The organism is Nocardiopsis sinuspersici, assembly GCF_001998325.1.
Classification (GTDB): Bacteria; Actinomycetota; Actinomycetes; order Streptosporangiales; family Streptosporangiaceae; genus Nocardiopsis; species Nocardiopsis sinuspersici.
In genome coordinates this window covers 4,161,439-4,188,092 of record NZ_MCOK01000001.1, presented here as the reverse complement: position 1 = coordinate 4,188,092, position 26,654 = coordinate 4,161,439, and the positions used below count along the sequence as shown (strand labels likewise).

Below are 26,654 nucleotides of genomic sequence, written 5' to 3'. Positions count from 1 at the left end.
CGTGGCGAACCGGTCTGCAACGCAACGTTAGGCCGTTGTGATCACGGTCACGTGCCGGAGCGGGAGGTGAGGCTGAGAAGGGAGTGTGAATTACGCCACTTCTACTCGTTTGCTTGGGAGTTTTGTAGCCAAATAGGGGCTAAAGTCCCTTATGCCTCTTGTGGTCTGTATGAGGCGCGAGTGGCGTGTGGTATATATGTCCGCTCTTTGGGCGGCTCCGTGCGGCTCTGTTCGGCCCGGGGCGTCCGCCGGCCGATCGGTGGGGCCGCCGGCGTGCGCGATCCGCTCTCCCCGTACCGGGAACGGGACTATCCCGCGGCCTCGGAGATCAGTACCTCCAGGTCCGGCCCCAGGTCCTGCGGCGACATCTCCAGCAGGTACTCGTGGAGGTGGCGGCGAAACGCCTCGGCCGAGTGCGAGGGCTCCACGTCCTTGCGCCGGGCCAGCGCCACCGTCCGCAGCAGGCGCGGCCTGGCCAGCGGTGTCCCGCGCAGCCCCGGCCGGTTCTTGAGCACCATGCTCGGCACCACCGCCAGCCCCAGGCCCGCCTCCACGAACCGCAGCACGGCGTCCATCTCGCCGCCCTCCACGGCCAGCTCCGGCTCGAACCCCGACGCCCGGCACGCGCGCAGTGTCGCCTCGCGCACGTCGTAGCCGCGCCGGAACATCACCAGCGGGCGCCCTTCGAGCTCGGTGATGCGGATCGACGCCCTCCCGTTGGGCGAGGGCCCCGACATCGGGCTGGCCACCACCAGGTTCTCCCGCAGGATCGGGGTGGTGGAGAAGTCCGGGTCGCTGCTGTGCAGCGGCAGGATGATCAGGGCCAGGTCCAGCTCGCCCCGCCCCAGGTCGCGGATCAGGTCGCGCGAGCCGCTCTCCTCCACCTGGAGCTCGATCCCCGGGAAGCCGGTGTGGAAGTCGGAGAGCACGTCGGCCAGCAGGCCCGCGCACAGCGACGGGGTCGCGCCGAGGCGCACGCGGCCCCTGCGCACCCCGGCCAGCTCCGCCACCTCGCGGCGGGCCGTCTCCAGGTCGGTGAGCATGCGCTGGGCCAGCGGAAGCAGCGCCTCGCCCGCCGGTGTGAGTGTGATGTTTCCCCTGGCACGACTGAATAACGGCGCACCCAACTCCTGCTCAAGGCTGCGGATCTGTTTGCTCAAGCTCGGCTGGGCGACGCGGGAAAGCTCTGCTGCGCGGGTGAAATGGCGTGTGCGGGCGACTGCGACGAAGTAGGCCAACTGCTGGAACTGCATGGTCCATAGCCTATGGCTATCGACGCTAGCGTCGTGATGACTTGGACGTCGGACTTAACCCGAATTTAAAGTGACAGGCTGTGGCGAACAGTACCTTGACCAAGAAGCGGTCTACGGCCTACGGGTCCACGGTGGCGCTCAAGGCAGCGATGGCGATCACCGGGGCGATCCTTGTGCTGTATTTGATCGCGCACATGTACGGCAACCTCAAGATCTTCTCGGGTCAGGAGGCCTTCGACGGCTATGCCCACAGCCTCCGCGAGCTGGGGTACCCCATGCTGCCCGAGAGCGGATTCCTGTGGATCTTCCGATTCGTCCTGCTGGCGAGCGTCCTGATCCACATCTACGCGGCGGTGTCGCTGTGGGCCCGTGCCCGCAAGGCGCGTCCGGCCGCCCAGCGCTACCAGGTGAAGAAGAGGGTGGCCCGCAGCTACGCCTCCTACACCATGCGCTACGGCGGCGTGCTCATCGCGCTCTTCGTGGTCTTCCACATCCTGCACCTGACCACGAACGACATCGCACCCGGCGGTCGGTCCGACAGCCCCTACGAGCGGCTCGTGAACGGGTTCCAGCCCGAGTTCTGGTACGTGACCCTGTTCTACGTCCTGTCCGTGATCGCGGTGGGCCTGCACCTGCGGCACGGCATCTGGAGCGCCCTGGCGACGCTCGGCGTCAACACGGCACGGCGACAGGGCAAGCTCAACGCCATCGCGGTGGGCATCTCGCTGGTCGTGACCGTCGGCTTCCTGCTCCCGCCCCTGGCGGTCACCTTTGGACTGGTGAGTTAATTGTCTGAGAACGAGTTCTACATCGAGGGCGCCCCGATCCTGGACGAGAAGGCCCCGGAGGGGCCGATCAACGAGCGCTGGGACAAGCGCCGTTTCTCGGCCAAGCTGGTCAACCCGGCGAACCGGCGCAAGCTCTCGGTGATCATGGTCGGCACCGGCCTGGCCGGTGCGTCCGCGGCCGCGACCCTGGGCGAGGCGGGCTACAACGTCACCTCGTTCTGCTACCAGGACAGCCCGCGCCGCGCGCACTCCATCGCGGCGCAGGGCGGCATCAACGCGGCCAAGAACTACCGCAACGACGGCGACAGCATCTACCGGCTGTTCTACGACACCGTCAAGGGCGGTGACTTCCGCTCCCGCGAGTCGAACGTCTACCGCCTGGCCCAGACCAGTGTCGAGATCATCGACCAGTGCGTCGCCCAGGGCGTGCCCTTCGCCCGCGAGTACGGCGGCCTGCTCGACAACCGCTCCTTCGGCGGTGTGCAGGTCTCCCGTACCTTCTACGCGCGCGGCCAGACGGGCCAGCAGCTGCTGATCGGCGCCTACCAGGCCCTGGAGCGCCAGGTCGCGGCGGGCACGGTCAAGATGAACACCCGCCACGAGATGCTCGAAGTCATCGTCGTGGACGGCCGGGCGCGCGGCGTCATCGTCCGCGACATGGTCACCGGAGAGATCGAGACGCACTTCGCCGACGCCGTGGTGCTGGCCACCGGCGGCTACGGCAACGTGTTCTACCTGTCGACCAACGCGATGGGCTCGAACGTCACCGCGACCTGGCGCGCGCACCGCAAGGGGGCGCTCTTCGCCAACCCCTGCTACACGCAGATCCACCCGACCTGCATCCCGGTCAGCGGCGACTACCAGTCCAAGCTGACCCTGATGAGCGAGTCGCTGCGCAACGACGGCCGCATCTGGGTTCCGAAGAAGCACGGGGACACCCGCGACCCGCGCCAGATCCCCGAGGAGGAGCGCGACTACTACCTGGAGCGCATCTACCCGGCCTTCGGCAACCTGGTGCCGCGCGACATCGCCTCCCGCGCCGCCAAGAACGTCTGCGACGAGGGCCGCGGCGTCGGCCCCAGCGGCCTGGGCGTGTACCTGGACTTCGCCGACGCCATCGGGCGCATGGGACAGGAGGCCGTCGAGGCCAAGTACGGCAACCTGTTCGACATGTACCAGCGCATCACCGGCGAGAACCCCTACGAGGTTCCGATGCGTATCTACCCGGCCGTGCACTACACCATGGGCGGGCTGTGGGTCGACTACGACCTGCAGAGCTCCATCCCGGGCCTGTTCGTGACCGGTGAGGCCAACTTCTCCGACCACGGCGCCAACCGCCTGGGCGCCAGCGCGCTGATGCAGGGTCTGGCGGACGGCTACTTCGTCCTGCCGAACACCATCAACGACTACCTGGCCAGCGGCCCGTTCGACGCGGTGGACGAGTCGCACCCGGAGGCCGTCGCCGCCAAGGAGCAGGTCACCTCCCGCATCGACAAGCTGCTCTCCATCCAGGGCTCCCGCACCGTCGACTCCTTCCACAAGGAGCTCGGCCAGATCATGTGGGAGTACTGCGGCATGGAGCGCAGCGAGGAGGGCCTGAGCAAGGCCATCGAGCTCATCCGCGGCCTGCGCGCCGAGTTCTGGCGCGACGTCAAGGTGCTCGGTACCAACGAGGAGCTCAACCAGGCCCTGGAGAAGGCCAACCGCGTGGCCGACTTCCTGGAGCTGGGCGAGCTCATGTGCATCGACGCCCTGCACCGCCGCGAGTCCTGCGGCGGCCACTTCCGCGCTGAGAGCCAGACCGAGGACGGCGAGGCGCTGCGCCACGACGACGAGTTCGCCTACGTCGCGGCCTGGGAGTTCGGCGGCGAGGACAGCAAGCCCGTGCTCCGCAAGGAAGCCCTGGAGTACGAGTACGTCGAGATGAAGCAGCGGAGCTACAAGTGAACATCACCCTGCGCGTATGGCGTCAGAAGGGCCAGGACGACGAGGGCAGGCTGGCCACCTACAAGCTCACCGACGTCTCCCCGGACATGTCGTTCCTGGAGATGCTCGACGTCCTCAACGAGAAGCTCACACTGGAGAACGAGGAGCCGGTCGCGTTCGACCACGACTGCCGTGAGGGCATCTGCGGTGCCTGCGGTGTCGTGATCGACGGTGAGGCGCACGGTCCCGAGCGCACCACGACCTGCCAGCTGCACATGCGCAGCTTCAAGGACGGCGACACCATCACGGTGGAGCCGTGGCGGGCCAAGGCGTTCCCGGTCATCAAGGACCTGGTGGTGGACCGCGGCGCGTTCGACCGCATCATCCAGGCGGGCGGCTACATCAGCGCCCCGACGGGTACCGCGCCGGACGCCCACGCCAACCCGATCCCGAAGCCGGACGCGGAGCGCGCGTTCGACGCCGCGACCTGCATCAGCTGCGGCGCGTGCGTGGCGGCCTGCCCGAACGCCTCCAGCATGCTGTTCACCGCCGCGAAGGTCACCCACCTGGGCATGCTCCCGCAGGGACAGCCCGAGCGGGCCTCGCGCGTGGTGAAGATGATCAACCAGCAGGACGAGGAGGACTTCGGCGGCTGCACCAACATCGGTGAGTGCGCCGCGGTCTGCCCGAAGGGCATCCCGCTGGACACGATCTCCCAGCTCAACCGCGACCTGCTGGGCTCGCTCAGCAAGGGCGTCGGCTAGTCCGGGTTCCTTCGCGCCGCACGGGGCCGTACCCCCTCGGGGGTGCGGCCCCGTGCCGTTCTCCGGGCCCGGTCACTCCGCCGGCCGCCGGAACGGTTCCGACCCCCTAGGGCGTGTGTGGTGGGTGCCGCCCGTGGTTTGGAGGGTGCTGCGCGCGAAGTGCGACCGTTGAGGGCGGTGGGAGGGAGACGGGCGGGCGTATCCGGTGGTGGCCTCGCAAGGCCGAGGAAGGAGTGCCCCTACTGTGCCTGCCTCGCGAGCTCGGCGGTGTCGCACGGCGAGGCCCTCCTGGTTCGGCTGTCGACCGATGAGAACGCGGCGAGGGTGCCGCCGGGGCGTCGCGCAGCAGGGTGAGTATCCGCCATACATGCCCTAGTCCTCGTGGTCGTGCCAGCGGCGGGGCAGGGACTCGTGCTCGACGCCGATCACGACGGCCTCCCCGTCCAGGCGTTCGACGTCCCCCCAGTCCACGTAGCGCTCGTGGCGGCGCATCCATCCCAGCACCCTCTTCCACGGGGTGGGCGGCTCCAGCGGTCCTCCGTAGCCGAAGCGGCCCGCGAGCGCGGAGCGGCCCAGGACCAGGCCGAGAACGGTGTAGGCGTCCCCGTCGCGGCGCACGACCACGTCCTGGACGGTCCCGACCCTTCGCCCGGAACCGTCCACGACCGCACGCCCGAGCAGGTCGCTGGCCTGGAAGGTACTCACCGTCGCGCTCCCGGGATCCGGCCGACGACGTTGTCGCCCAGCCACTTCTCCGCGGCCCGGCTCCCCTCGGGGGCGGGCGTGGACAGGCGGGTCGTGGGGGAGAAGGCCTCGACGTCGCCGATCGGGATCCGGACGGGTTCGTCGTGGTCGAAGGGCCGCAGCCTGGCCAGCACCGCGCGCCACATCCTCCCCAGACGTCCCGTGATCCTCGGGCCCAGGGCGGCGGTGTCGGTGAGCAGCGCCGTCATGGCCGGAGCCTCCCCCTCGTTCCAGGAGAACTCGACGTCGTCGGTCTTGCCCACGTGCTCCCCGTCGTCGGCGACGATCTGGCGGTCCAGCACGGCGAAGCCGATCCGGAACACGGATCCGCGGGCCGGGTCCTTCGGCATCTCACTGCCCCGCTTTCGTGTAGAGCATGAGGGGGATGGCGACGATCGACACCATGAGCAGCAGGACCAGATAGAACGACCCCACGATGTTCGTGAAGCGCGAGTTCACCCGGTCGCCCATGTAGCCGCGGTCGTTGGCGACCACGAAGATCGGCAGGTAGGTGAGCGGCAGCGCCACGGCGGACAGCACGATGCTGTACTCGACCACCTTGATCGGGTCGATCCCGGTGAGGATGAAGAGGGTGCCCGCCATCAGGCTCAACAGGATGACCACATGGAAGTACGGCGCTCCGGCGGGCGACACCACGGTCTTGCCCCACGGCCAGCCGAAGTACTGGGCCACGCTGTAGCCCGCGGCCAGCGCCGACTCCAGGCCGGCGCCGAAGGTGGCCGCGAAGAAGCCCACGATGACCACGACCAGCCCGAGCTTGCCCAGCGCCGCGACCACCGGGAGCGCGACCTGGCCCAGGTCCTCCACCTCGATGTCGGCGGGCATGAGCCAGGTCGCCGCGCAGCCCATGATGGCCAGGGCGAGCAGGCCGCCCAGCGGGAACCCGACGAAGGCGTTGACCCGGGCCGTGACCAGGTCGCGGGGCGTCCACTTCTCCTCCACCCCGCTGGAGGAGAAGAACAGGACCGAGTAGGGCGTCATCGTCGCGCCGAACAGCGCGATCGCGTAGTAGGACCACACCGACCACTCCTCGTCCGGGGGAGGGGAGAAGCGCGTGGCGCTGGACATGAGCTCTCCCCAGTCGGGACCCAGCCGCCACAGGGCGACCCCGAACACGACCAGGGCCAGGCCGAGCAGTCCGTAGGTCTTCTCCATCCACCCGAACGGCATCCGCCATATGACCACCCAGACCAGGAACACGGCCACCGGGACCCACAGCAGGTAGTGGATGCTGCTGGCCAGTTCGAGGGCGAGCGCGATACCGCCGATCTGCGCCGACATGGTCAGCAGGGTGATGATGTAGGACGCCAGCAGGTTGGCCAGGCCCGCCCGGGCGCCGAGCCGTTCGCGGACCAGGTCGAAGACGGCCCGGCCGCTGATCGCCGTGACGCGCGCCGCCATCTCGCTGAACAGCACCATTCCGGTGACGCCGACGACGAGCACCCAGGCCAGCGACATCCCGAAGCGGGAGCCGATCACGGCGGCGGCGACCAGGTCGCCGATGTCCAGGAACCCGCCGATGGCGGTGAGGATGCCCAGGGTGACGGACAGGAGGATCCTCACCGGAGCTCCTTTCGGAGGTCGACCAGCGCGGAGGCGGTCTCGTGGAGCTTCTCGGAGGCCTCGACCACTCCGTCGGCGTTCCCCCGCCTCAGGGCGATGCGCAGGGCGGACAGGTCGTGGACGGTGGCGTCGGACAGGTCCGTCAGCTCGTCCCGCAGCCCGTCGAGTTCCGGCGTGGGCGGCTGGAGGGCGCCGAAGGTGTCGGTGAGGGACCGGGCGGACTCCTCCACGTCCTTGGCGCTGACTTCGAGGTAGGGCTGGAACGCCCGGTCGTCCTCCGCCAGCTCCGCGACCAGTATTCCCGTGCGGGCCGCCGACAGCAGGTCCACGGTGGTCTGCCGCGCGTCGTGGAGGTAGGCGTCCGCGTTCAGCGGCGGAGCGGTGCAGGCGGTGGCCGCCAGCACGAGGGCGGCCAAAATCCCGGCCAGGGCGGTGCGGGCACCCGCCAGGACCGTGCGCTCACCCCGTGCCGGTCGAGGGCCCCGTGCTCCCCGGGACCGTTCCGGCCGTGGTGGATCGCTGGCGTTCATGGCTCAGGATCCTAGCCACGGGAGGATCCGTGGCCCCGTCCATATGGGGCGTGTCCCCACTTCGGCGGCGGCCGGACGCCCTGAGCTCGCCCAGGCATCGGACCAGGTCGGGCAGCCGCTCCAGGCCCACGGGCCGGATCCGGTGCGGCGGCGAACGCAGGAGCGGATCGCCGTAGAGGGCGCGCCCGAGGACCCGCGCCACCCCGGGTACGTCGTCCATGGCCGCGGTGCGTACGGCCTGTGCCGCTACCGCCGTTCGGGTCGCGCGCGGTGCCCCTTCCCCGTCCGGGGACTCCGGATCACCGCTCACAGTAGATCCCGGAAACGTCACGAGTGGGACGTTCTCCGGAAAGGGGGAGGAACGGGTTCAGGACGGGTCGCGCAGCAGGAAGTAGTTGGTCCCCGCGTCCGGGCTCTCCACCTCGCGGAGCACCCGGAAGCCGAACCGCTCGTAGAAGCCGACGGTCTTGTCGTCGAGCGTGTGGGTGAACACCGGGAGCCGCTCGGAGTCGGCCCGGTCCAGCCCGGAGGAGAGCAGGCCGCCCCCGATCCCGGTGCGGGCGACCGCCGGGTCCACGCCCAGCGCGGCCAGGTACAGGTGGGGTTCCTGGGGTGCGGCCAGCTTCCACTCGGCGAACACGCGCACGAACGCGGCCATCCGGGAGCGGCCGATCAGGGACGCCCAGTGCGGCCAGGTGCGCAGCGACACCAACCGGCCCTCGGGATTGGTGTCGGGCGGTGCCCACATCGCAGCGCCGCGCACCACCGGCGCGTCCTCGGAGTCGTCCTGGGTCTCGGTGACCCTCGTCCCACCCGCGGGGACGTAGCCCAAACCCGCGGTCAGGGCGAAGAAGCGGCGGGTCCTGGCCACACGCAGCTCGTCGTCGGGGAACAGCCAGCGGAAGAAGGGGTCCTCGTGCGCCGATCTGCTCAGGACGCGTGCGATGCCGGCCACGTCGTCGATCGTGGCGGGGCGGGCGGCTGCCGTGACGGTCGGACTCATCCTTGGTTCTCTCTGGTCGGGGGCCTTTCGTTCATGGTAGATCACGGAAATGTCACGACGGTGCGGTGGTGGGCACCGGAGCGGCGGAGGTGGCGGAGGGGGCGCCCGGGACCGGTTGGGCGAACACGTGCGCGCGCATCCAGGCGTGCATGGCGATCGCCGCGGCGGCCCCGGCGTTGATCGACCGGGTCGAGCCGAACTGGGCGATCGACAGCACCGCCTGGCACACCTCCCGTACCTCCTCGGACAGGCCGGGCCCCTCCTGGCCGAACACCAGCACCGCGTTCCGGGGCAGGGGATAGGTCTCCAGCGGTACCGCGCCCGGCAGGTTGTCGATCCCGATCAGCGGCAGCCCGCGCTCGCCCGCCCAGGCCACCAGCGCGTCGGTGCCGGGGTGGTGGTGGACGTGCTGGTAGCGGTCGGTCACCATCGCGCCGCGCTTGTTCCAGCGGCGGCGGCCCACGATGTGCACGGCCGCGCACCCGAACGCGTTGGCGGTGCGCACGACCGAGCCGATGTTGAAGTCGTGCGACCAGTTCTCCACGGCGACGTGGAAGGGGTGGCGCATGGTGTCGAGGTCGGCCACGATTGCCTCGCGCCGCCAGTACCGGTAGCGGTCCACGACGTTGCGGCGGTCGCCCCCGGCCAGGAGTTCGGGGTCGTAGTGGTCGCCCTCGGGCCAGGGGCCGGGCCACGGGCCCACGCCCACCTCGCGCGCCTCGTCCTCGCCGTCCGCGGGCGCGCGGGAGACGGGCCCGCCGTCGTCCGTGACGGACGTGGCGTGGGTCGGGGCGGCGGACCGGGGTACGGGATGCTCGGTCATCTGATGTTCGGGTGTGGACACCCCATCCTTCAGGGCGGGAGGAAACACCCTCTCCTTTCCGTCTAAGGCTCACAGAATATTCGTTACGATGTGAGCTATGGCGAGGAGCACCGTGAAGCGGGCGTTCAAGTACCGCTTCTACCCCACGGACGCGCAGGCAGCGGAGCTGTCGCGCACGTTCGGGTGCGTGCGCCTGGTCTACAACAAGGCCTTGGACGAGCGCACCCGGGCCTGGTACGCCGAGCAGCGCCGCCTGTCCTACACCGACACCTCGGCGGCGCTGACCGCGTGGAAGAGGACCGAGGAGCTGGCCTTCCTCAACGAGGTTTCCAGCGTCCCCCTCCAGCAGGGGCTGCGCCACCTACAGACGGCCTTTCGGAACTTCTTCGACAAGCGCGCCAAGTATCCGCGGTTCAAGTCGCGTAAGAAGTCCCGTGCCAGCGCGGAGTACACCGCCAGCGCGTTCCGCTACCGCGAGGGCCAGTTGACTCTAGCCAAGATGGCCCGACCGCTTGACATCGTCTGGTCCCGTCCACTGCCCGAGGAAGCGGTGCCGTCCACGGTGACGGTGTCCCGGGACGCGACCGGGCGCTGGTTCGTGTCCCTGCTGTGCGAGGACGTGATCGATGCCTACCCGGCCACCGGCCAGGCGGTGGGCGTCGATGCCGGAATCACCTCCCTGGTGACGCTGTCCACGGGAGAAAAGATCACCAACCCCCGCCATGAGCGGCGCGACCGGGCGAAGCTGGCCAGGGCCCAGCGGGAGCTGTCGCGCAAGCAGAAGGGGTCGGCCAACCGTGAGAGGGCGCGTAGGAGGGTGGCGCGGGTGCACGCCCGCATCACCGACCGGCGCAGGGATTTTCTGCACAAGCTCACTACTCGACTCGTCCATGAGAACCAAGTGGTCGTGATCGAGGATTTGACCGTGCACACCATGGTCAAGAACCATTCCCTGGCCCGTTCGATCTCGGACGCGGCCTGGCGCGAGCTGCGCACGATGTTGGAGTACAAGTGCGCCTGGTACGGGCGTGAGCTGGTCGTGGTCGACCGGTTCTTTCCCTCCTCCAAGCTGTGTTCGCGGTGCCACACCCTTGCCGGCACGTTGCCGCTGAACGTGCGTGAGTGGACGTGTTCGGTGTGCGGCGTCACTCATGACCGGGATGTGAACTCGGCGAACAACCTCGAAGCCGCCGGGCTGGCGGTGCTGGCCTGTGGAGCTGGTGTGAGACCTCAACGGGAGTCCTCCCGGACGGGGCGGCCGGCCAAGAAGCAGGAAACCCAGCGGGCGACCGCTGGAATCCCCTCTCCCTGAGAGAGGAACAAGTCAACTGTTCCAGCTTACGAATTACGAACGTTCCGGGGTGGGATGGGCGACGGCCCAAACGGAACGGGCCCCTACCGGGCACACCGCTCAGAGGTGGTGCCCCCGTGGAGGTCACCGCCCCGGACGGCCCGCGCGTCACCGCCCACGTCCCCCCGGAGGCCGCCGCCCACGTTCCTCCGGCCGCCGCCCTCCCGGACGAACTCCCGGCGCGGCTCTCCCGTCAGGCCCGGTGCCGTCGCGTCCTGGCGTCCAGGAGGCGGGCCACCGCGCGCCAGCCGAGCATGGTCGCGGCCAGGAACAGGGAGGTGACCAGGACGAAGCTGAGCGGGGCTCCCTCGCCGGTGAGCAGGCGCAGCGCCATCCCCCCGGCCACGGTCACGGCCCACACGAACACACCGGTCGGCCAGATCCGGACGGGGGCGGTCCAGGCGAGGGTGACCACCCAGCCCAAGGCCGTCCCGGCGGCGAACGGCCACGCGGTCGCGGCGACCGACGCCAGGGCCGTGCCGGTCTCGTGGTCGGCCTTGCCGATCAGGACGAAGGCGAGCACGCAGGCCAGGTCGGCCAGCAGGGAGGCGAGGACGCGTGGCACCGTGGAGGAACGCATGGGACCAGGCTATGCCCGGGTCATCGGAGCGCTCCGGCGGACCGGCGGCTCCGGGGCCGGCGGCTCCCCCGACCCCAACGGACCCGTGGAGACCCGGGTCCCGGACGGGTCGGAGGCCGCCGCGTCCGAGGAGGAGGCGCACCCGCGGAACACGGCCGGCCGAGCGGTGTCCCGGGTCCCGGGGCCGTACGCGGCCCCGGGACCCGGTCGGGACTACCCCTCGCCCCGGAGGCTCTCCTTGAGGAACTCCACCTGGAGCAGCATCAGGTTCTCCGCGACCGTCGGGTCCGAGGGCGAGTGCGTCACCCCCGACAGCGGCAGCACCGTGTGCGGACGGCCCGCCGCCATGAGCGCCGACGACATCCGCTGCGTGTGCGCGAACGCCACGTTGTCGTCGGCCAGCCCGTGGATCATCATCAGCGGCCGCTCCAGCTTGGCCGCCTCCGCCAGCAGCGAGCTGCGCTCGTAGGCGCCGGGCTCCCCCTCGGGGGTGCCCAGGTAGCGCTCGGTGTAGTGGGTGTCGTACAGCGTCCAGTCGATGACGGGCGCGCCCGCCACCGCCGCGTGGAACACGTCCGGGCGGCGCAGCACGGCCAGCGCCGACAGGTACCCGCCGAACGACCAGCCGTGGATGCCCACCCGGGACAGGTCCAGGCAGTCGAACCGCTCCGCCGCGTCCTCCAGCGCCGCCACCTGGTCCTCCAGGACCGGCCCGGCCAGGTCGAGGTGGACGCTCTGCTCCCACTCCACGCCGAGGCCCGGTGTGCCGCGGCCGTCCGCGATGAGCACCGCGAACCCCTGCTCGGCGTACCACTGGGCGGTCAGGTACGCGCCGCGCGCGTTCAGCACCCGCTGCGCGTGCGGACCGCCGTAGGGCGCCACCAGCACCGGCAGCGGGTGCTGCTCCCCGCGGTACCAGGACGGCAGCACCAGTGCCGAGGGGATCCGCCGTTCACCGGCGCGCCAGAACTCCACGCGCGGCTCCGGCAGGTCCGGGGCCTCGGCGAGGCTCTCGATCTCGGAGTGGGACCGGCGCGTCTCGGTGCCGGCGCCGCGCAGCACCACCGTGCGCACGCCCGTGAACTCCATCGACCGGTGCTGTACCACCAGGGTGTCGCCGCGCAGCCGTCCCGAGCGCAGGCCGCCGTGCGCGTCCGCGTCGGACCCCGTGCGTCCGTGCCCGGGTACCTCCACCGGCGCGGACAGGCCCGTGTCCAGCTCGACCAGCCACAGCGACACGTCGCCGGGGCGCTCCGGGGGCGACCCCGAGTACAGGACCCGGTCGCCGTCCACGTCCACCACGCCGCGCACGTACACGTCGGCGGGGCTGACCGGGCGGTTGCCCACGTAGACCCGGCGCTCGCCGCCCGCCTCACGGCCGATCCACACCAGCTCGCCCGAGCGGGTGTGGGCGGGCACGCCCGGCATCAGCTCGACCCACACGTCGTCGGTCTCGGTGCGCGCCCCCGCGACCAGGCCCGTGGCGGGGTCGGCGCTGAACAGCTCCAGTGTGCGCTGGTCGCGGCTCTGCGCGGTGAACACCAGGGTCGGCGTGCCGTCGGGGCCGGTCGTCCAGCCGACCGTCGCCAGGTAGGGCAGGGCCTCGCGGTCCCACTCCACCCAGACGGGCTCGGGCCGCTCTCCCGGGCCCCGGCGGCCCGCCGGGCCGACCGGGAACACGGCCAGGCGCACGTCCGCGTTGGTCCCGCCGGCGGGCGGGTAGCGCAGGGAGGCCGGCTCCTGGCCGGGACGGCCGGGGTCGGACACGTACCAGGTGTTCACGTCGGACTCGTCCACACGCGCGGCGGCGAGGGAGGAGCCGTCCGGAGCCCACCAGAAGCCCCGGTAGCGGCCCATCTCCTCGGCGGCCACCAGCTCGGCCAGACCCCAGGTGACGTCGGGGCCGTCCGGCTCGGCGACCACCCGGTCGCCGTGGTCGGGCTCGGCCCCCGAGACGTCGATGACGCGCACGGCACCGCCGCTGACGTAGGCGACGCGGTCACCAGCCGGGCTGATCCTCGGGTCCACGACGGGTGTGGTGGCGGGCAGTTCGCGGGGGGCGGTGTCGTCACCGACGAGGTCCACGTAGAACAGCCGCCCGGACAGGGTGAACACGGCGCGGGTGAACGCCTCGTCCACCGTGTACGACACGATGCCGCCGCCGCTCTCGCGCAGCCTCTCGCGGCGGGCCCGCTCCTCGGGGGGAAGGTCCTCGTCGTCGGCGCCCAGGGTCCTGGGGTCGGCGATCACCGCGGCGGTCCCCGACCCCTCCGCCTCGTGGATCCACAGGCAGGTGGCCGTGTCCGCCCCGTCGCGTCCCCTGAGGAAGGCGACGCGGCGTCCGTCCGGCGAGACCTGGAACGCGCGCGGGACGCCGATCGTGAAGCGTTGGGTGCGGGCCTGTTGGCGAGGAAAACTCATAAGCAGATTGTGTCCCATACCGGGGGCGCCGGGGAGCGCCGCCCGCGCCGGGCGCGGGGGCCGCCGGAAAAAGCGGACAGAACACTCCTCCGTCCGGGCCGGGTACACGATGTGGGGGGTACCGCGCGCATGCGGCCGGTATCGTTCCCCACGTGACTGACAGGCGACTGATGATGGTGCACGCGCATCCGGACGACGAGAGCATCGTCACCGGTGCAACCCTGGCCAAGTACGCGGCGGAGGGAGCGGGCGTCACCCTGGTGACCTGCACGCTGGGGGAGGAGGGAGAGGTCATCCCGCCGGGCCTCGCACACCTGGCCTCCGACCGCGAGGACACCCTCGGCGAGTACCGGGTCGGCGAGCTCGACAAGGCCTGCCTCGCCCTGGGCGTACGCGACCACCGCTTCCTGGGCGGCCAGGGCCGCTACCGGGACTCGGGGATGATGGGCGCACCCTCCAACGACCACCCGAGGGCCTTCTGGGGCGCGGACGCGGAGGAGGCCGCCGCGCGGCTGGCGGAGACCATCCGCGAGGTCCGCCCGCACGTGCTGGTCAGCTACGACGAGCACGGCGGCTACGGGCACCCCGACCACATCCAGGCCCACCGGATCACCCGCCGGGCCTTCACCCGGGCCGCGGACCGCTCCGTGCCCGGCACGCCCTGGCGGGTACGCAAGCTCTACGCCGTGGCCCAGCCGGTCTCGCGCATCGAGGAGTCCATCGCGCGGCTCAACGAGGAGGCGGGCCCCTTCACCCCGCCCGCGCGGGTGTCCGACATCGCCCGGGGCACCCCCGACACCGCGGTGACCACCCGTGTGGACGCCACCGACCACTGGGCGGCCAAGACGCTGGCGATGCGCTCCCACGCCACCCAGATCACGGTGGAGGGCGAGCGCTTCGCCCTGTCCAACGGCATCGCGCAGGAGATCGACGCCGTCGAGTACTTCACCCTGCTGAAGGGGCCGACGCCGCGCGTCCGCCGCGGGGAGTACGAGACGGACCTGTTCGCCGGGCTGTGACCGCGTCCGGTGGGACGGACCGTCTACCCTCGTCTACCGTGACCACACCTGAGACCGCACCGCCCGCGGAGGGCAGGACCTCCCGGGGCATCCTGTCGCCGGTACTGACCGCGGCCACCCTCGTGGTCCTGCTGCCGCTCGGCGCCGCGGCGGGACTGTTCTCCACCACCGGCGCCGGCTGGCTGCTGCTCTACTGGGACGCGGGGCCGTGGCCCCGGACCCTGGCGGTCGCGGGGCTGCTGGCCTTCCTGGCGCTGCTGTACTGCGCCTGCCGCCTGTGCGCGTGGGGTGGACGCCGGCCCTCCGCGTCGGTGGCCTTCGCCGCGGGATTCCTGGCCTCGGTCATCGCCCTGGTCGGCTACATGCCGGGCGGGGACCTGGTGCTCACCAACCACATCACGCACAACGCGTACCTGTTCGGGGCGATGCTGGTGCTGATGCTCGCGATCATCCGCAGCGACGTCTTCGCCTTCCTGACCGGGCCCCGGGCCACAGCGCCCGCCGTGCCCAGGGGATACCAGAGCATGCGCTCCTCCGAGTAGGCGCTGGGCCCCACCCGTTCGGGCGTGCGCGCCCCGTCAGACCCAGAACTGCAGGAGCAGCTCGCCGTAGAAGGCGATCCCGGAGAACACCGGGTTGGGCAGGACCAGCTCGAACAGGGAGTAGACCAGGTTCACCAGGGCGTCGTTGAGGCCGGGGAACCACAGGACCGCGAACACGGCGACCGATCCGAACAGCGCGTTGACCCGTGCGGTCGTGACCCACGTGCCCCGCGTCCAGGCGGCCAGCACCTCGAAGCCGTCCAGGCCCGGGACCGGCAGCAGGTTGACCAGGGCGGCGGTCAGGTTGGAAAAGCACAGGAGCGCCATCGCCGAGATCGCCCAGTTGGTGGTGTCGTTGCCCGGGGGCACCAGGACCGACACGGCGACGGCGAGGGCGGCGGCCAGCAGGAGGCTGGCCAGCGGTCCGGCGAGCGCCACCAGCACGCGGCGGCCCCGGGACGGGATCCGGTCCCAGTCCACGTAGGTGGGGGGGCCGGTCAGGCCGAAGGCGCCGAGGCAGAGGTAGACCGAGGGCAGGACCAGGCCGGCGAAGGCCTGCCGGTACGCGAACGGGTTCAGCCGCAGGTAGGCGCTGCCGCGCAGGGACCGGTCGCCGGCCAGGTAGGCGGCCAGCGCGTGCGCGAACTCGTGGACGGCCAGGGAGGCGATCCAGCCGAGCAGGATGAGCAGCGGCGGGACCAGCGGGGTGACGCTCGTGCCGTCGGCGGCCCACTCCAGTTCGACGGCCTGCCACGACATCCATCCCGCGAAGCCGGTCAGGCCCAGCAGCAGGACGAACAGCGGGCTGGGCAGGAAGTCCGTCCAGCTCTCGGACGGGGCGCGGCCGGGATCCTCCCCGGAGGCCTCGTCCGCGTCGCCCGCGGGGGAGGCCCCGTCCGGCCGCGCCGCACCCCCCGTGTCCGCGCCGGTCCCGGGGGCGCCGTCGTCGGCGCCTTGCAGGTTCGGCCGGTTGAGGGCGTCCTCGGGCATCTGCTCCCACGGATCGGAGCCGACCGCCCCGACCCGCTCGGGCTCGGGCACGTCGGTCGTCTCCGCCTTCTGCGGCGGCTCGGGCGTGGGCATGGTACTCCTGCTGCTCGCGGGTGGTCCGCGTCCAGATTAGGCCCTGTGGAGCACCCCTTCGCAGCGGGTGCCGTACAGGGACTCCCGGGGCTCCACGGGCTGGTGCGGCGACCGCGTGCACGACCGGGGGAGCCTCCTGGTCCACACCCGCGACGTCTTCGGCCGGTCCGTCGGGGCCCGGCCACACCGCCCCGCTACACCACCGCCCGGGGAGCCACCGCCGACTGGTGCAGGCACGCGATCGCGAAGGCCCGTCCCGACACGGTCAGCTCCCGGCGCCCGGACCCGTCGTCGTCGGTGAGCAGGCCCAGGGCCTCCAGCAGCCAGCTGACCGACATCACCAGCGCGCGCACCTGGTCCGAGGCCGCCTCCGCGGTGCGCCGGTGCGCCGCCGCGTGCCTGCCCGCGGTCACCGGCGGCTCCACCGGGACCCACCCCGACTCGGTCAGCGCCCGTTCGGCCGCCTCCACGTCCGTCTCGCCGCGGCGCACGTGGGACCCCGTGCCCTGCGGTGTGCGCGCCAGCAGCATGCCCAGCAGCGTCTCCGCGGCGGCCTGCTCCAGTCCGCCGGTACGGCACAGCGCCTCGGTGGCCGCCTGCCACAGCGCCTCGGGGTCCTCCCGGAGCTGGCGGCCGCGCCGGGTCAGCACCAGGCGGCGGCTCGACCTGCGTACCGCCCGCATCCCCCGCAACGCCTGGTGCAGGGCGATCAGCTGGGTGGCGTCGGTCTCGCTGCGCGGCGGCTCGGGGGAGGTCCGCCATCCGAAGTCCATGCACATCTGCCGCACCACGCTCGGCGAGATGTAGCCGATCTGGGTGAGCGCGATGCCGTCCGCCGCCAGGTCCAGCAGCCGTTGCAGCGGCGCCATCGCCGCGTCCGCGGCGCGCGGCACGTCCGCGCCGGCGATGATCTGGCCCACCAGCGGCCACAGGCGCTGCCGGTGCGGGTGCGCTGACGAGCTCAGCCAGGACCGCACCCGCTCCTCGCGTATGCGGTCCAGGTGGCTCAGTCCCCGGTGGTCCGGCTGGGTGAGGAAGGAGCGGGCGAACCGCTCCTGCGCGGGCCGCCACCCGCGCTTGCCGGGGCGCACGTCACCCAGCGAGATCGCCAGTTCCAGGGCGGAGGCGGTCTCGTGGCGGGCCCGGATCTCGGCGTCGCCGACCGCGGTTCCCCAGGTCAGCTCGGGCAGGTCCGGAGGCTCCACCCCCGACTCCCACATGAGCCGCTCGTACATGGCCAGCCCGGCGGCGTGGTCGTCGGCGTAGACGGCGAGCAGGGTCGAGGTCGCCGGGGCCGAGCAGATCTGCGCGTACCGGTACAGCTGGAGGAGGGAGAAGAGGTTGCCGAGGGAGCGGGCCGCGAACAGCTGGTCCTCGGTGGAGTTCTGGAACCGGACCGGAAGCTCGAACCAACAGAACCGCTGAACGGTGTGCTGGTTGAGTTCTTCGATCCTCTGCTCCGGTGCCAGCGTGTCCAACGCCGACCGGGCCATGTCGGCCGCCCGCTCGTCCCGTCGGGCCAGCTCGGCGAGGGCGGACGCTACTGCTTCGCGCATGATGGGCGCTCACCACCTCCCCGCGTACCGGGCGCCCGCTGCCGCGTGGGTGTGCCGCTGGGGGGCGCGATGCTTCGTTGTCGATCCCGGCGGGCAGACTGGGCCCACCCCCGGGACTGTGCGTCTTCTACCCCGCATAGGAGGAAGAATGCCTCTGTTCAGGCGCGACATGCGCGCCGAGCACCGTCCGCCGGGCGGACGGCGCCTTCGTTTCCGTCACTGTCGTGGACCTGGGGCGACACGGGTCAGGGCGCCTGCGGAGGGCGTCCGCCGCGGCGGCGCGGGGGAACGGGGGGAACGACACGGCTCGCGGCGACGGCCGACTCCACGACCTCCGCCGCGGAGCCGTCGCGTCGGCGCACGGTGAGAACGCCGTCGTCCCAGGACTCCACCACACCGACGATATCGGTGAACCCGCCCTCGGGGAGGCGAATTCGCACGGAGACCCGCCGACCGACGTCCTCCGGGGTGATCCGGTGGACGAGACGTCCTCTCATGTGCATGAAAATGCCCCCCGAATGTGCGCTGGGTGTTCTCCGCCGTCATACTAGGAGTACGACATCTGTGCCAATCGCTTGCAGAGCCCGGGAGCAGGGGCAGGGCGCCCGCACGCCGTCCCCGTCCGGACACTCTGAAAGGTCCCCGCCTCCCCCGTGGGTAAGCGGGGGTGAGACAAGGAGTACGACGTGACCTACGTCATCGCGCAGCCCTGTGTTGATGTGCTGGACAAGGCGTGCATTGACGAGTGCCCTGTGGACTGCATCTACGAGGGCGACCGCATGCTCTATATCCACCCTGACGAGTGTGTCGACTGCGGGGCGTGCGAGCCGGTCTGCCCGGTCGAGGCCATCTACTACGAGGACGACCTGCCCGAGCAGTGGTCCGAGTACTACAAGGCCAACGTCGACTTCTTCGACGACCTGGGTTCCCCGGGCGGTGCGTCCAAGGTCGGCAAGATCGACCGCGACCACCCGCTCGTGGCCAAGCTGCCGCCGCAGGCCGAGTAGGCCGGGACCGCGAGCCGGGCGGGCCGACGGCCCGCCGGGCGGGTTCCGGCGGCCCCTTCGGGCGACGCGCACCCGATGGCGCAGTGGGTGCACGCGCGCGAGGCCCCGAGGCGACGTGCCGCGCCGACCCCGTGTGCCGGGGTCGGCGCGATTCTTGTGGAGACCCGAACTGGATGGAGTGTGTACCGATGGCCGAGCGGCGACCCGTGGCGGACCGGCTCCCGACCTTCCCGTGGGACCGGCTGGCGCCGTACAAGCAGAAGGCCTCCGGGCACCCCGGCGGCATCGCCGACCTGTCCGTCGGCACACCCGTCGACCCGGTGCCCGCCCTCCTCCGGAAGGCCCTCGCCGACGCCGCCGACGCGCCCGGGTACCCGCAGACCTGGGGCACCCCGAAGCTGCGCGCGTCCATCGAGGGGTGGCTGGAGCGCCGCCACGGCGTACGCGTGGCCGAGGGCGCCGTCCTGCCCCTCGTGGGCTCCAAGGAGCTCGTGGCCTGGCTGCCCACCCTCCTGGGGCTGGGCCCGGGCGACACGGTCGTCCACCCCGAACTGGCCTACCCCACCTACGACATCGGTGCGCGCGTCGCCGGGGCGACCCCCGTGGCCTCCGACGGCCTGGCCGCCCTCGGCCCCGCCCCGGTCCCACTGGTGTGGGTGAACTCCCCGAGCAACCCGACCGGGCGGGTGCTGGGTGTGGCGCACCTGCGCAAGGTCGTCCAGTGGGCCCGCGAGCGCGGAGCGATCGTCGCCTCCGACGAGTGCTACCTCGACCTGGGCTGGGACGGCACCGAGCCGGTTTCCATCCTGCACCCGGACGTGTGCGGTGACTCCCACGAGAACCTGCTGGCCGTGCACTCGCTGTCCAAGCGCTCCAACCTGGCCGGGTACCGCGCGGCCTTCGTCGCCGGCGACCCCGCGCTGGTCCGGGAACTGCTGGCGGTGCGCAAGCACGCCGGGATGATCGTCCCGGCGCCCGTCCAGGCCGCCATGGCGGCCGCGTTGGACGACGACGCGCACGCCGCCGAGCAGAAGGAGCGCTACCGGCTCCGCCGCGCCGGGCTCCGTGAGGCCTTCGAGGGCGCGGGCTGGCGCATCGAGCACTCCGAGGCCGGTCTGTACCTGTGGGCGAGCCACCCCGACCACGACGCCTGGGGCGCGGTCGCCCACCTCGCCGAGCGCGGTGTGCTGGTCGCCCCCGGCGACTTCTACGGCCCCGCGGGCGCCGGCCACGTGCGTGTGGCGTTCACCGCCACCGACGAGCGGGTGGCGGCCGCCGCCGAGCGCCTGGCCTGAGCCCGCGGGCCGCCCCGTCCGCCCGACCTACTCGACGACGACGCGGCCTCCGGTGTCGGTGCCCTTGTTCGTGCTCCAGTCCGCGGCGCCGTCCACCCCGTCCGACACGTGCCACTGCTGGTCGCCGTACGCCACCGAGGTCAGCCCGTACTCCTGGGCGTGGGCCACCGCCCACAGGGTCATCGCCCATCCCAGGTCGCCGGTCCGCGGCCCCTGGTCCCCGGCCGCCGGCAGGTCGGCCGGGCCGGTGCCGAACACCCGGGCCATCTCCTCCTCGGCACCGGCGACGTCCGCGTCGCCGGTCCGCAGCTCCTCCACGGTCTCGGCGTCGTACCAGCAGGTCATCGCCGGCCCCAGCTCGCCGGTGAACACCTCGGCCATCTGCTTGGACAGGGGCTCGTGCTGGTCGTAGGCGTAGCCGTCCGCGCTGTGCTGCACGGCCTGGGCCGCCTCGAACACCGGGATGCTCCTCCAGTCGTCGACCTCCACCAGCTTCTCGTAGAACGAACGGCTGGAGTACACCGGATCGAGGATCTCCTCCGGGTCGCCCCACTCCTGCGACGGGCGCTGCTGGAACAGGCCGAGGGAGTCCCGGTCCCCGTACTCCACGTTGTGGAACGCCGACTCCTGCCACACCGTCGCGTAGGCGACGGTCACCGCGTCCCGGGGCAGGTCCCGGCTGAAGGCCACCCCGCTCACGGTGGCCGCGCTCATGGCCTGCGCGCCCTCCATCGTGTACCGGCTGTCGGCCAGGTCCAGGCGGCACCCCGGCTCCGGGGGAGGAGTGGTGTCGATCGGCTCGAACGTGGTCAGCACGTAGTACGACCCGGCGACGAGGAGGCCGCACACGAGGGTCAGGGAGAACAGGATCTTGACGAAGGCGGAGAATCTACGGCGCTTACTGGGCACAGGCGAACCAAAGGTCGGGGACAAGGATGGACGCGCTGCCCGGGAGACGGAACCTCCGTCTCGTGCTTGCCGCGCGAGGGGGCGCACGCGGCGCCATCGCCGCATTGTAGTCGTCGTCGCGGAAAGCGACAGCGCGCCCGAGGCGGAGGCGATCGGCACATACGCGGCGGCGGTTCTCCGTAACCCCGGAGGAGCGGCTAACGTGGGTGCACATGACCAGCTCGTACTCCAGCCCGCTGCCCGACCAGATCGACGAACTCTGGGAGAGGCGCGCCGAACTCACGCCCGACCACACCGAGGCGCGTGAGACCATCACCGGCGCGATCGACCAGATCGACGAGGGCAAGGCCCGTGTGGCCTTCGTCGACCCCTCCACCGACGGGGTCGTGGTCGACGAACGCGCCAAGCGCTCCATCCTCCTCGGCTTCAAGGTCCTGGACATGAAGGAGTCGCAGGTCGGCGACTTCTACTACCACGACCGCATGCCGCTCAAGACCCGCTTCGACGGCGTCCGCGTCGTCGCGGGGGCCGTCGCCCGCTGGGGCTCCTACCTCGCCCCCGGCGTCGTCCTGATGCCGTCCTTCACCAACATCGGCGCCCACGTCGGCTCGGGCACCATGGTCGACACCTGGGCCACGGTCGGCTCCTGCGCCCAGGTCGGCGAGAACGTCCACCTGTCCGGCGGCGTCGGCGTCGGCGGCGTCCTGGAGCCCCCGCAGGCCTCTCCGGTGATCATCGAGGACAACGCGTTCCTCGGCTCCCGCAGCATGGTCGTCGAGGGCGCCCGCGTGCGCACCGGCGCCAAGCTCGGCGCGGGCACCATCCTGACCTCCTCCACACGCGTGTTCGACGCCGAGACCGGCGAGGAGCTCCCGCGCGGCGAGGCCCCGGCCTGGTCGGTGTGCGTCACCGCGAACCGCACCAAGAGCTTCCCCGGCGGCGACTTCGGCATGCCGGTGCTGCTCGTGCTCAAGCGCCTGCGGGAGGGCGAGGAGCACGACAAGCTCGCCCTGAACGACCTGCTCCGCGAGCACGGCGTCAACGCCTGACGGTACGTCGGCCCCGCGGTGCCCGGGGCGTCCTCCGCGCTCGGGGGGCGCCCCGGCCGTCTCGGCGCGGTTTCCGCTCGTACCCCCGGCTGCCCCAGACTGGGGTAGGCCATCGCGCGCCGGGGACACGGACTCCCCGGCGGCCTCCCAACCCACCGAAACGGGGCGACACATGCTGGATCTGACCTCGGACGCGGCGGCCCTGACCGCCTCCCTCGTGGACATCCGCTCCGAGAGCGGTGACGAGAAGGTCCTCGCCGACGCGATCGAGAGCGCCCTGTCGGACCTTCCCCACCTCACCGTCACCCGCGACGGCGACGCCGTCGTCGCCCGCACGGACCTCGGCCGTCCCCGCCGCGTCGTGGTCGCCGGGCACATCGACACCGTCCCCATCGTCGACAACGTCCCCTCCCACACCGCCGACGGCCGCCTCTACGGGTGCGGTACCTCCGACATGAAGGCCGGTGTCGCCGTCCAGCTCAGGATGGCCGGACTGGTCGCCGAGCCGGTGCACGACATCACCTACGTCTTCTACGACAACGAGGAGGTCGACGCCTCCCGCAACGGCCTGCTCCGCCTGGCCGGCAACCACCCCGAGTGGCTGGCCGGGGACTTCGCGATCCTCATGGAGCCCACCGACGGCGTCATCGAGGGCGGCTGCCAGGGCACCATGCGCGTGGAGGTCACGGCCAGGGGCAAGCGCGCCCACAGCGCCCGCTCCTGGATGGGCGAGAACGCGATCCACGGGGCCGGGGCCGTCCTGGACGTCCTGCGCGCCTACATCCCCCGCGAGCCGGAGGTGGAGGGGCTGCGCTTCCACGAGGGCCTCAACGCCGTGTTCATCGAGGGCGGCGTCGCGGGCAACGTCATTCCCGACGAGTGCGTGGTCAAGGTCAACTACCGGTTCGCCCCCGACCTGTCGGTCGCCGACGCCGAGGCGCACCTGCGGGAGGTCTTCGACGGGTTCGAGGTGAGGGTGGTGGACGCGGCCGCCCCCGCCCGCCCCGGGCTGGACGACCCGTCGGCCGCCGCGTTCGTCGCTGCGGTGGGGGAGGGCAACGCCCGCGCCAAGCTCGGCTGGACCGACGTGTCCCGCTTCTCCGAGCTGGGCGTACCCGCCGTCAACTACGGCCCCGGCGACCCGATGCTCGCCCACACCAGGGACGAGTACGCCGAGATCGCCAGGATCCACGAGGCCGAGGAGCGCATGGTCGCCTGGCTGACCGGTGCCCGCTGACCTCTTCGGCCCCGCCCCCGAACCCGGCGGCCCCGTGCTCCGGCCCCGACGGCTCCGCCCGGCGCGGCCGTGGCCGGCTCCGGTGCCGGAGGCCGTGGTGAAGCGGCCTTGTGTGGTCATCACCGCGTTACGCGTGGTTCAGGTGTGAGCCGGTCCCACACGGATAGCTTTACGGCATGACGGAACCAGGAGACATGGAACCAGAAGAGCAGGTGCGCAGGGCCGGTCCCCTCACCTACCGGGGAAGTTCCATCCCCAACACCACCACCGACCAGCGACTCCTCGACCAGCGGGGGCCCACGGACTGGGTGCACACCGACCCCTGGCGCGTGCTGCGCATCCAGTCGGAGTTCGTGGAGGGCTTCGGCCTGCTGTCGGAGCTGCCCTCGGCGGTGAGCGTGTTCGGGTCGGCCAGGATCAGGCCCGGCAACCGCTACTACGACCTCGGCGTCGAGATGGGCGCCAAGCTCGCCCAGGCCGGATACGCCACCATCACCGGCGGCGGGCCCGGGATCATGGAGGCCGCCAACAAGGGTGCCCAGAAGGCGGGAGGGCTGTCCGTCGGGCTCGGGATCGAGCTGCCCTTCGAGCAGACGCTCAACGACTACATCGACATGGGCATGACCTTCCGGTACTTCTTCGTCCGCAAGACGATGTTCGTGAAGTACTCCCAGGCCTTCGTGGTGCTGCCCGGGGGCTTCGGCACCCTGGACGAGCTGTTCGAGTCCTCCACCCTCGTACAGACCAACAAGGTCACCCGGTTCCCCATCGTGCTGGTCGGCACCGAGTTCTGGGGCGGGCTGAGGGACTGGATCCGGGACAGCCTGCTGGAGAACGGGCTCATCAAGCCGCACGACATGGAGCTGGTCCAGGTCGTCGACGACACCGACGAGGTCGTCGACATCATCCGCAAGTCCCACCTGGACATCGCCCGCCAGCACCAGGAGTCCGAGCAGCACCCCGGCCCCGAGCAGTAGGGGAGCGGTACGGCGGGTCGGCGAGCGGGAGCCGCCACGGCTCCGGGCCCGCCGTATCCCGCCGTCCGGACCTCCCGGCCGACCGGATATGGCACGATCGTGTCCGTGCCTGTTCTCATCATGGTCCTCGTTGCCGCCGCCGCACTGGCCGTGCTCGTCGGCGTCGTGTACGTCGTGCTCGGCAAGGGCGGCCAGCTCGCCAGATTCGAGGCCGACTACCCCCCGCTCGCCCTGCCCGACGACCGCCCCGTCCAGGCCTTCGACCTCGGCCGCCTGATGCTGCCCCTCGCCCTGTGGGGCTACCACGTGCGCGCCGTCGACGAGCTGCTGCTGCGCCTGACCGCCACCCTGCGCGAGCGCGAGGAGCGGATCGAGGACCTGGAGTGGCGCCTGTCCCGCCTCGACCCGTCCTACGTTCCCGAGGGGACCGGTCCCCGGCCCGGCTCGCGCCTGCCCGGCGACGCCCACGTCCCCGGGAGGGAGGACGCGGGAGCGGACGCGGAGCACGGCGCGGCGGGCCCGCGGCGGACCGCTGAGAAGCCGGAGGAGGCGCCCGGAGCCACCGGCGGCGGAGTACGTGGGGCCGACGGTGGCACGCGCAAGGCCGACGGCGGTATGCGCGAGGCTGGAGACGCCTCGGCCAGCGGCGGCGGCAACCGCTGACTCCCGCGGCGAACGCCGGCTTCCGTGACCCCCGCGACGCCCGTTTCCGGCCCCGGTCCCCCTTCCGGCGCGGTTCTCCTCCGAGGCGGTCCACCCTGACCTGGAACTTCGCGTTCCCTGTGCCGTGCGTCACACCAGCGGCGTCGTTCTTGTGCGAATCGGTGCGTTCGCGTGCTCTATTCTCAATCGCTGTACTTGTGTACCCCCGTTCCGCCGGAGCGGGCGCAGCATCGTTGAGGATGGCGAGGATGGACACAGCAGCCGAACTGGAGTCGGGAGCTGGGGACAGGCGCGAACAGCCCGCTTCCTCCGCGACGGCCGTTTCCCCCGTGCAGCAGCTGTCCCTGTGGCCGCCGCCCAGATCCAGCCGCCACAACGGCAGGCGCCGCCGCCAGGTCATCGCCTCGGTCGCGATCTCCCTGGCCGTCCTGCTGGCCGGCGGCGGTGCGACCGCCTGGGCCCTGCTCGGCGACGACGCCGGCGAGACTCCGGAGCAGGCCGCGGCGCCGGCCGAGGAGTTCGTCGGCTCCTGGGCCGGCGAGATGGTCCAGGTGGACACCGAGGGCGACCACGTCGCCGACTGGCACGCCGAGGTCCGGATCGAGGAGGGCGCCGAGCGCGGCAGTACCGCCTGGACGACCTTCTCCTGCTCCGGGACGCTCACGCTGTCGGCGGGCGACAACAACCGGCGCGTCTACGTCTACACCGAGACCGCCGATCCCGAGGAGCGCTGTGTGGACGAGGCCGAACTGACCGTGTGGCCCGTGGCGGACCGCGACGGGCTGAGGGCGGAGTGGTCGTCGATCACCAGGGAGGGCACCCGGATGATCTCGACGGGTGACCTGAGCTGAACGGACCGGATCGGATCCGTCGGCCCGGCCGGGTACGGCGCGGGCCGCCCGGGGGCGCTCTCCGCCGGAAAACCCCTCCAGGCCGCCTCCGGCCGAGTTCCCCGGTGTCTCGGCACAAGGAAAGCGCAGGTGGGAGTCGTTGTCGGGTGTCTTCGGGCGGCACGGTTCAACCCGTCGCCCCGGGGCATGAGTCCGTTCGGTCCCTCGCGCTCTGAGCGGGTTTCGGTCAGGACCGATATAACCTTACTGACCAACGATTCCTCGTTGGTGGGTGCTCGTGACGGCGGTTGGCGAGGGTCCGGCCACCGTCTGGCGCACACACGGGGGCGAACCTCCGAGATAATGGTCGAAGAGTGATTCACGTCCCTGAAGCCACACGGGCACGAGTCACACGGAACCGGCCTACGGTTCCGGAGCCGAGACGGACCACGCGGATCGGCGCCGGTGCTGTGGGTCGGCCCCGGTCACCCGCGAGGAACACCTAGAAAGGGGAATGGCATGGCGGCGATGAAGCCGAGGACCAGCGATGGGCCGATGGAGGTCACCAAGGAGGGTCGCGGCATCATCATGCGGGTCCCGCTGGAGGGCGGCGGACGCCTGGTCGTCGAACTGACGCCGGCCGAGGCGACCGAGCTCCGGGACGCGCTCAAGGGCGTCGTCGGCTAGACGCACCCACGTTCTTCCCCCACCGGGCCGAAC

General features: G+C 71.5%; 27 protein-coding genes. 14 read left to right on the top strand and 13 right to left on the bottom strand.

Annotated features, from left to right (window positions below):
- Positions 1-308: 308 nt before the first annotated feature.
- The gene (locus NOSIN_RS18105; protein WP_077691885.1) at positions 309-1,253 is read right to left on the bottom strand and encodes a LysR family transcriptional regulator; all 945 of its coding nucleotides are present in this window, start codon (positions 1,251-1,253) and stop codon (positions 309-311) included.
- 131 nt (positions 1,254-1,384) lie between these two features.
- Here NOSIN_RS18105 and NOSIN_RS18100 point away from each other — a divergent pair, with 131 nt between their 5' ends.
- The 3 genes from NOSIN_RS18100 to NOSIN_RS18090 are packed head-to-tail and all read left to right on the top strand — an operon-like array spanning position 1,385 to position 4,731.
- Positions 1,385-2,041: a succinate dehydrogenase cytochrome b subunit gene (locus tag NOSIN_RS18100; protein ID WP_077691884.1), complete on the top strand. Its 657-nt coding sequence runs from the start codon at positions 1,385-1,387 to the stop codon at positions 2,039-2,041.
- Entirely contained in the window at positions 2,042-3,988 is a 1,947-nt protein-coding gene (locus NOSIN_RS18095) for a fumarate reductase/succinate dehydrogenase flavoprotein subunit (protein WP_077691883.1), read from the top strand.
- Positions 3,985-4,731 carry a succinate dehydrogenase/fumarate reductase iron-sulfur subunit gene (locus tag NOSIN_RS18090; protein WP_077691882.1) on the top strand — a complete coding sequence of 249 codons (747 nt, stop codon included), beginning with the start codon at positions 3,985-3,987 and terminating at the stop codon, positions 4,729-4,731. Before NOSIN_RS18095 ends, NOSIN_RS18090 begins: the two co-directional genes overlap by 4 nt.
- 372 nt (positions 4,732-5,103) lie before the next feature.
- Here the strand turns inward: NOSIN_RS18090 and NOSIN_RS18085 are convergent, their stop codons facing one another.
- The 6 genes from NOSIN_RS18085 to NOSIN_RS18055 form a co-directional block, all read right to left on the bottom strand.
- A complete protein-coding gene (locus tag NOSIN_RS18085; protein WP_077691881.1) occupies positions 5,104-5,436 on the bottom strand; it encodes a PRC-barrel domain-containing protein in 333 nt (110 codons plus the stop codon).
- Positions 5,433-5,825, bottom strand: a complete 393-nt coding sequence (locus tag NOSIN_RS18080; RefSeq protein WP_077691880.1) for a hypothetical protein — start codon at positions 5,823-5,825, stop codon at positions 5,433-5,435. The genes NOSIN_RS18085 and NOSIN_RS18080 overlap by 4 nt, the downstream gene beginning before the upstream one ends.
- A 1-nt stretch (position 5,826) precedes the next feature.
- Complete coding sequence (locus NOSIN_RS18075) at positions 5,827-7,059, bottom strand: NRAMP family divalent metal transporter (protein ID WP_077691879.1); 1,233 nt, start codon at positions 7,057-7,059, stop codon at positions 5,827-5,829.
- On the bottom strand, positions 7,056-7,589 hold the full coding sequence (locus tag NOSIN_RS18070) for a hypothetical protein (protein WP_077691878.1): 534 nt from the start codon (positions 7,587-7,589) through the stop codon (positions 7,056-7,058). The genes NOSIN_RS18075 and NOSIN_RS18070 overlap by 4 nt, the downstream gene beginning before the upstream one ends.
- A 367-nt stretch (positions 7,590-7,956) precedes the next feature.
- Positions 7,957-8,592 (bottom strand): GNAT family N-acetyltransferase, encoded by a 636-nt coding sequence (locus NOSIN_RS18060; protein WP_077691876.1) that lies wholly within the window; start codon positions 8,590-8,592, stop codon positions 7,957-7,959.
- A 52-nt stretch (positions 8,593-8,644) separates the two neighbouring features.
- On the bottom strand, positions 8,645-9,415 hold the full coding sequence (locus tag NOSIN_RS18055) for a TrmH family RNA methyltransferase (protein WP_077691875.1): 771 nt from the start codon (positions 9,413-9,415) through the stop codon (positions 8,645-8,647).
- A gap of 97 nt (positions 9,416-9,512) precedes the next feature.
- On the opposite strand from NOSIN_RS18055, the gene NOSIN_RS18050 reads away from it, so the two are divergent.
- Positions 9,513-10,727 carry an RNA-guided endonuclease InsQ/TnpB family protein gene (locus tag NOSIN_RS18050; protein ID WP_077691874.1) on the top strand — a complete coding sequence of 405 codons (1,215 nt, stop codon included), beginning with the start codon at positions 9,513-9,515 and terminating at the stop codon, positions 10,725-10,727.
- 232 nt (positions 10,728-10,959) lie between these two features.
- Here NOSIN_RS18050 and NOSIN_RS18045 read toward each other — a convergent pair whose 3' ends face one another.
- Both NOSIN_RS18045 and NOSIN_RS18040 read right to left on the bottom strand, forming a co-directional pair.
- Positions 10,960-11,346 carry a DUF3054 domain-containing protein gene (locus NOSIN_RS18045; RefSeq protein ID WP_077691873.1) on the bottom strand — a complete coding sequence of 129 codons (387 nt, stop codon included), beginning with the start codon at positions 11,344-11,346 and terminating at the stop codon, positions 10,960-10,962.
- A 213-nt stretch (positions 11,347-11,559) separates the two neighbouring features.
- Entirely contained in the window at positions 11,560-13,767 is a 2,208-nt protein-coding gene (locus tag NOSIN_RS18040) for a S9 family peptidase (RefSeq protein ID WP_077691872.1), read from the bottom strand.
- A 152-nt stretch (positions 13,768-13,919) separates the two neighbouring features.
- Between NOSIN_RS18040 and mshB the strand changes: the two genes are divergently transcribed.
- Entirely contained in the window at positions 13,920-14,786 is an 867-nt protein-coding gene (gene mshB / locus NOSIN_RS18035; protein WP_193371918.1) for an N-acetyl-1-D-myo-inositol-2-amino-2-deoxy-alpha-D-glucopyranoside deacetylase, read from the top strand.
- A gap of 38 nt (positions 14,787-14,824) precedes the next feature.
- Complete coding sequence (locus NOSIN_RS18030) at positions 14,825-15,328, top strand: hypothetical protein (RefSeq protein ID WP_077691870.1); 504 nt, start codon at positions 14,825-14,827, stop codon at positions 15,326-15,328.
- A 36-nt stretch (positions 15,329-15,364) separates the two neighbouring features.
- Here the strand turns inward: NOSIN_RS18030 and NOSIN_RS18025 are convergent, their stop codons facing one another.
- The 3 genes from NOSIN_RS18025 to NOSIN_RS18015 form a co-directional block, all read right to left on the bottom strand.
- Complete coding sequence (locus NOSIN_RS18025; protein ID WP_077691869.1) at positions 15,365-16,411, bottom strand: site-2 protease family protein; 1,047 nt, start codon at positions 16,409-16,411, stop codon at positions 15,365-15,367.
- Between the two features lie 194 nt (positions 16,412-16,605).
- Entirely contained in the window at positions 16,606-17,967 is a 1,362-nt protein-coding gene (locus tag NOSIN_RS18020; RefSeq protein WP_077691868.1) for a hypothetical protein, read from the bottom strand.
- A gap of 245 nt (positions 17,968-18,212) precedes the next feature.
- Positions 18,213-18,470, bottom strand: coding sequence for a putative acetyltransferase (locus tag NOSIN_RS18015; RefSeq protein WP_077691867.1), 258 nt, complete (start codon positions 18,468-18,470; stop codon positions 18,213-18,215).
- A 183-nt stretch (positions 18,471-18,653) separates the two neighbouring features.
- Between NOSIN_RS18015 and fdxA the strand changes: the two genes are divergently transcribed.
- Both fdxA and dapC read left to right on the top strand, forming a co-directional pair.
- A complete protein-coding gene (fdxA, locus tag NOSIN_RS18010) occupies positions 18,654-18,974 on the top strand; it encodes a ferredoxin (protein WP_077691866.1) in 321 nt (106 codons plus the stop codon).
- Between the two features lie 188 nt (positions 18,975-19,162).
- Entirely contained in the window at positions 19,163-20,269 is a 1,107-nt protein-coding gene (gene dapC, locus NOSIN_RS18005) for a succinyldiaminopimelate transaminase (protein ID WP_077691865.1), read from the top strand.
- A gap of 27 nt (positions 20,270-20,296) precedes the next feature.
- Here dapC and NOSIN_RS18000 read toward each other — a convergent pair whose 3' ends face one another.
- Positions 20,297-21,178 carry a hypothetical protein gene (locus NOSIN_RS18000; protein ID WP_077691864.1) on the bottom strand — a complete coding sequence of 294 codons (882 nt, stop codon included), beginning with the start codon at positions 21,176-21,178 and terminating at the stop codon, positions 20,297-20,299.
- Between the two features lie 212 nt (positions 21,179-21,390).
- On the opposite strand from NOSIN_RS18000, the gene NOSIN_RS17995 reads away from it, so the two are divergent.
- The 6 genes from NOSIN_RS17995 (at position 21,391) to NOSIN_RS17970 (ending at position 26,621) form a co-directional block, all read left to right on the top strand.
- Positions 21,391-22,227, top strand: a complete 837-nt coding sequence (locus tag NOSIN_RS17995) for a 2,3,4,5-tetrahydropyridine-2,6-dicarboxylate N-succinyltransferase (protein WP_077691863.1) — start codon at positions 21,391-21,393, stop codon at positions 22,225-22,227.
- Positions 22,228-22,399: 172 nt separating this feature from the next.
- The gene (gene dapE, locus NOSIN_RS17990) at positions 22,400-23,464 is read left to right on the top strand and encodes a succinyl-diaminopimelate desuccinylase (protein ID WP_077691862.1); all 1,065 of its coding nucleotides are present in this window, start codon (positions 22,400-22,402) and stop codon (positions 23,462-23,464) included.
- Between the two features lie 194 nt (positions 23,465-23,658).
- Complete coding sequence (locus NOSIN_RS17985) at positions 23,659-24,441, top strand: LOG family protein (RefSeq protein ID WP_171986673.1); 783 nt, start codon at positions 23,659-23,661, stop codon at positions 24,439-24,441.
- Positions 24,442-24,546: 105 nt separating this feature from the next.
- On the top strand, positions 24,547-25,104 hold the full coding sequence (locus NOSIN_RS27835) for a hypothetical protein (protein ID WP_236743392.1): 558 nt from the start codon (positions 24,547-24,549) through the stop codon (positions 25,102-25,104).
- A gap of 248 nt (positions 25,105-25,352) precedes the next feature.
- The gene (locus tag NOSIN_RS17975) at positions 25,353-25,955 is read left to right on the top strand and encodes a hypothetical protein (RefSeq protein WP_077691861.1); all 603 of its coding nucleotides are present in this window, start codon (positions 25,353-25,355) and stop codon (positions 25,953-25,955) included.
- Positions 25,956-26,453: 498 nt separating this feature from the next.
- Entirely contained in the window at positions 26,454-26,621 is a 168-nt protein-coding gene (locus tag NOSIN_RS17970; RefSeq protein WP_013154899.1) for a DUF3117 domain-containing protein, read from the top strand.
- Positions 26,622-26,654: the final 33 nt, after the last annotated feature.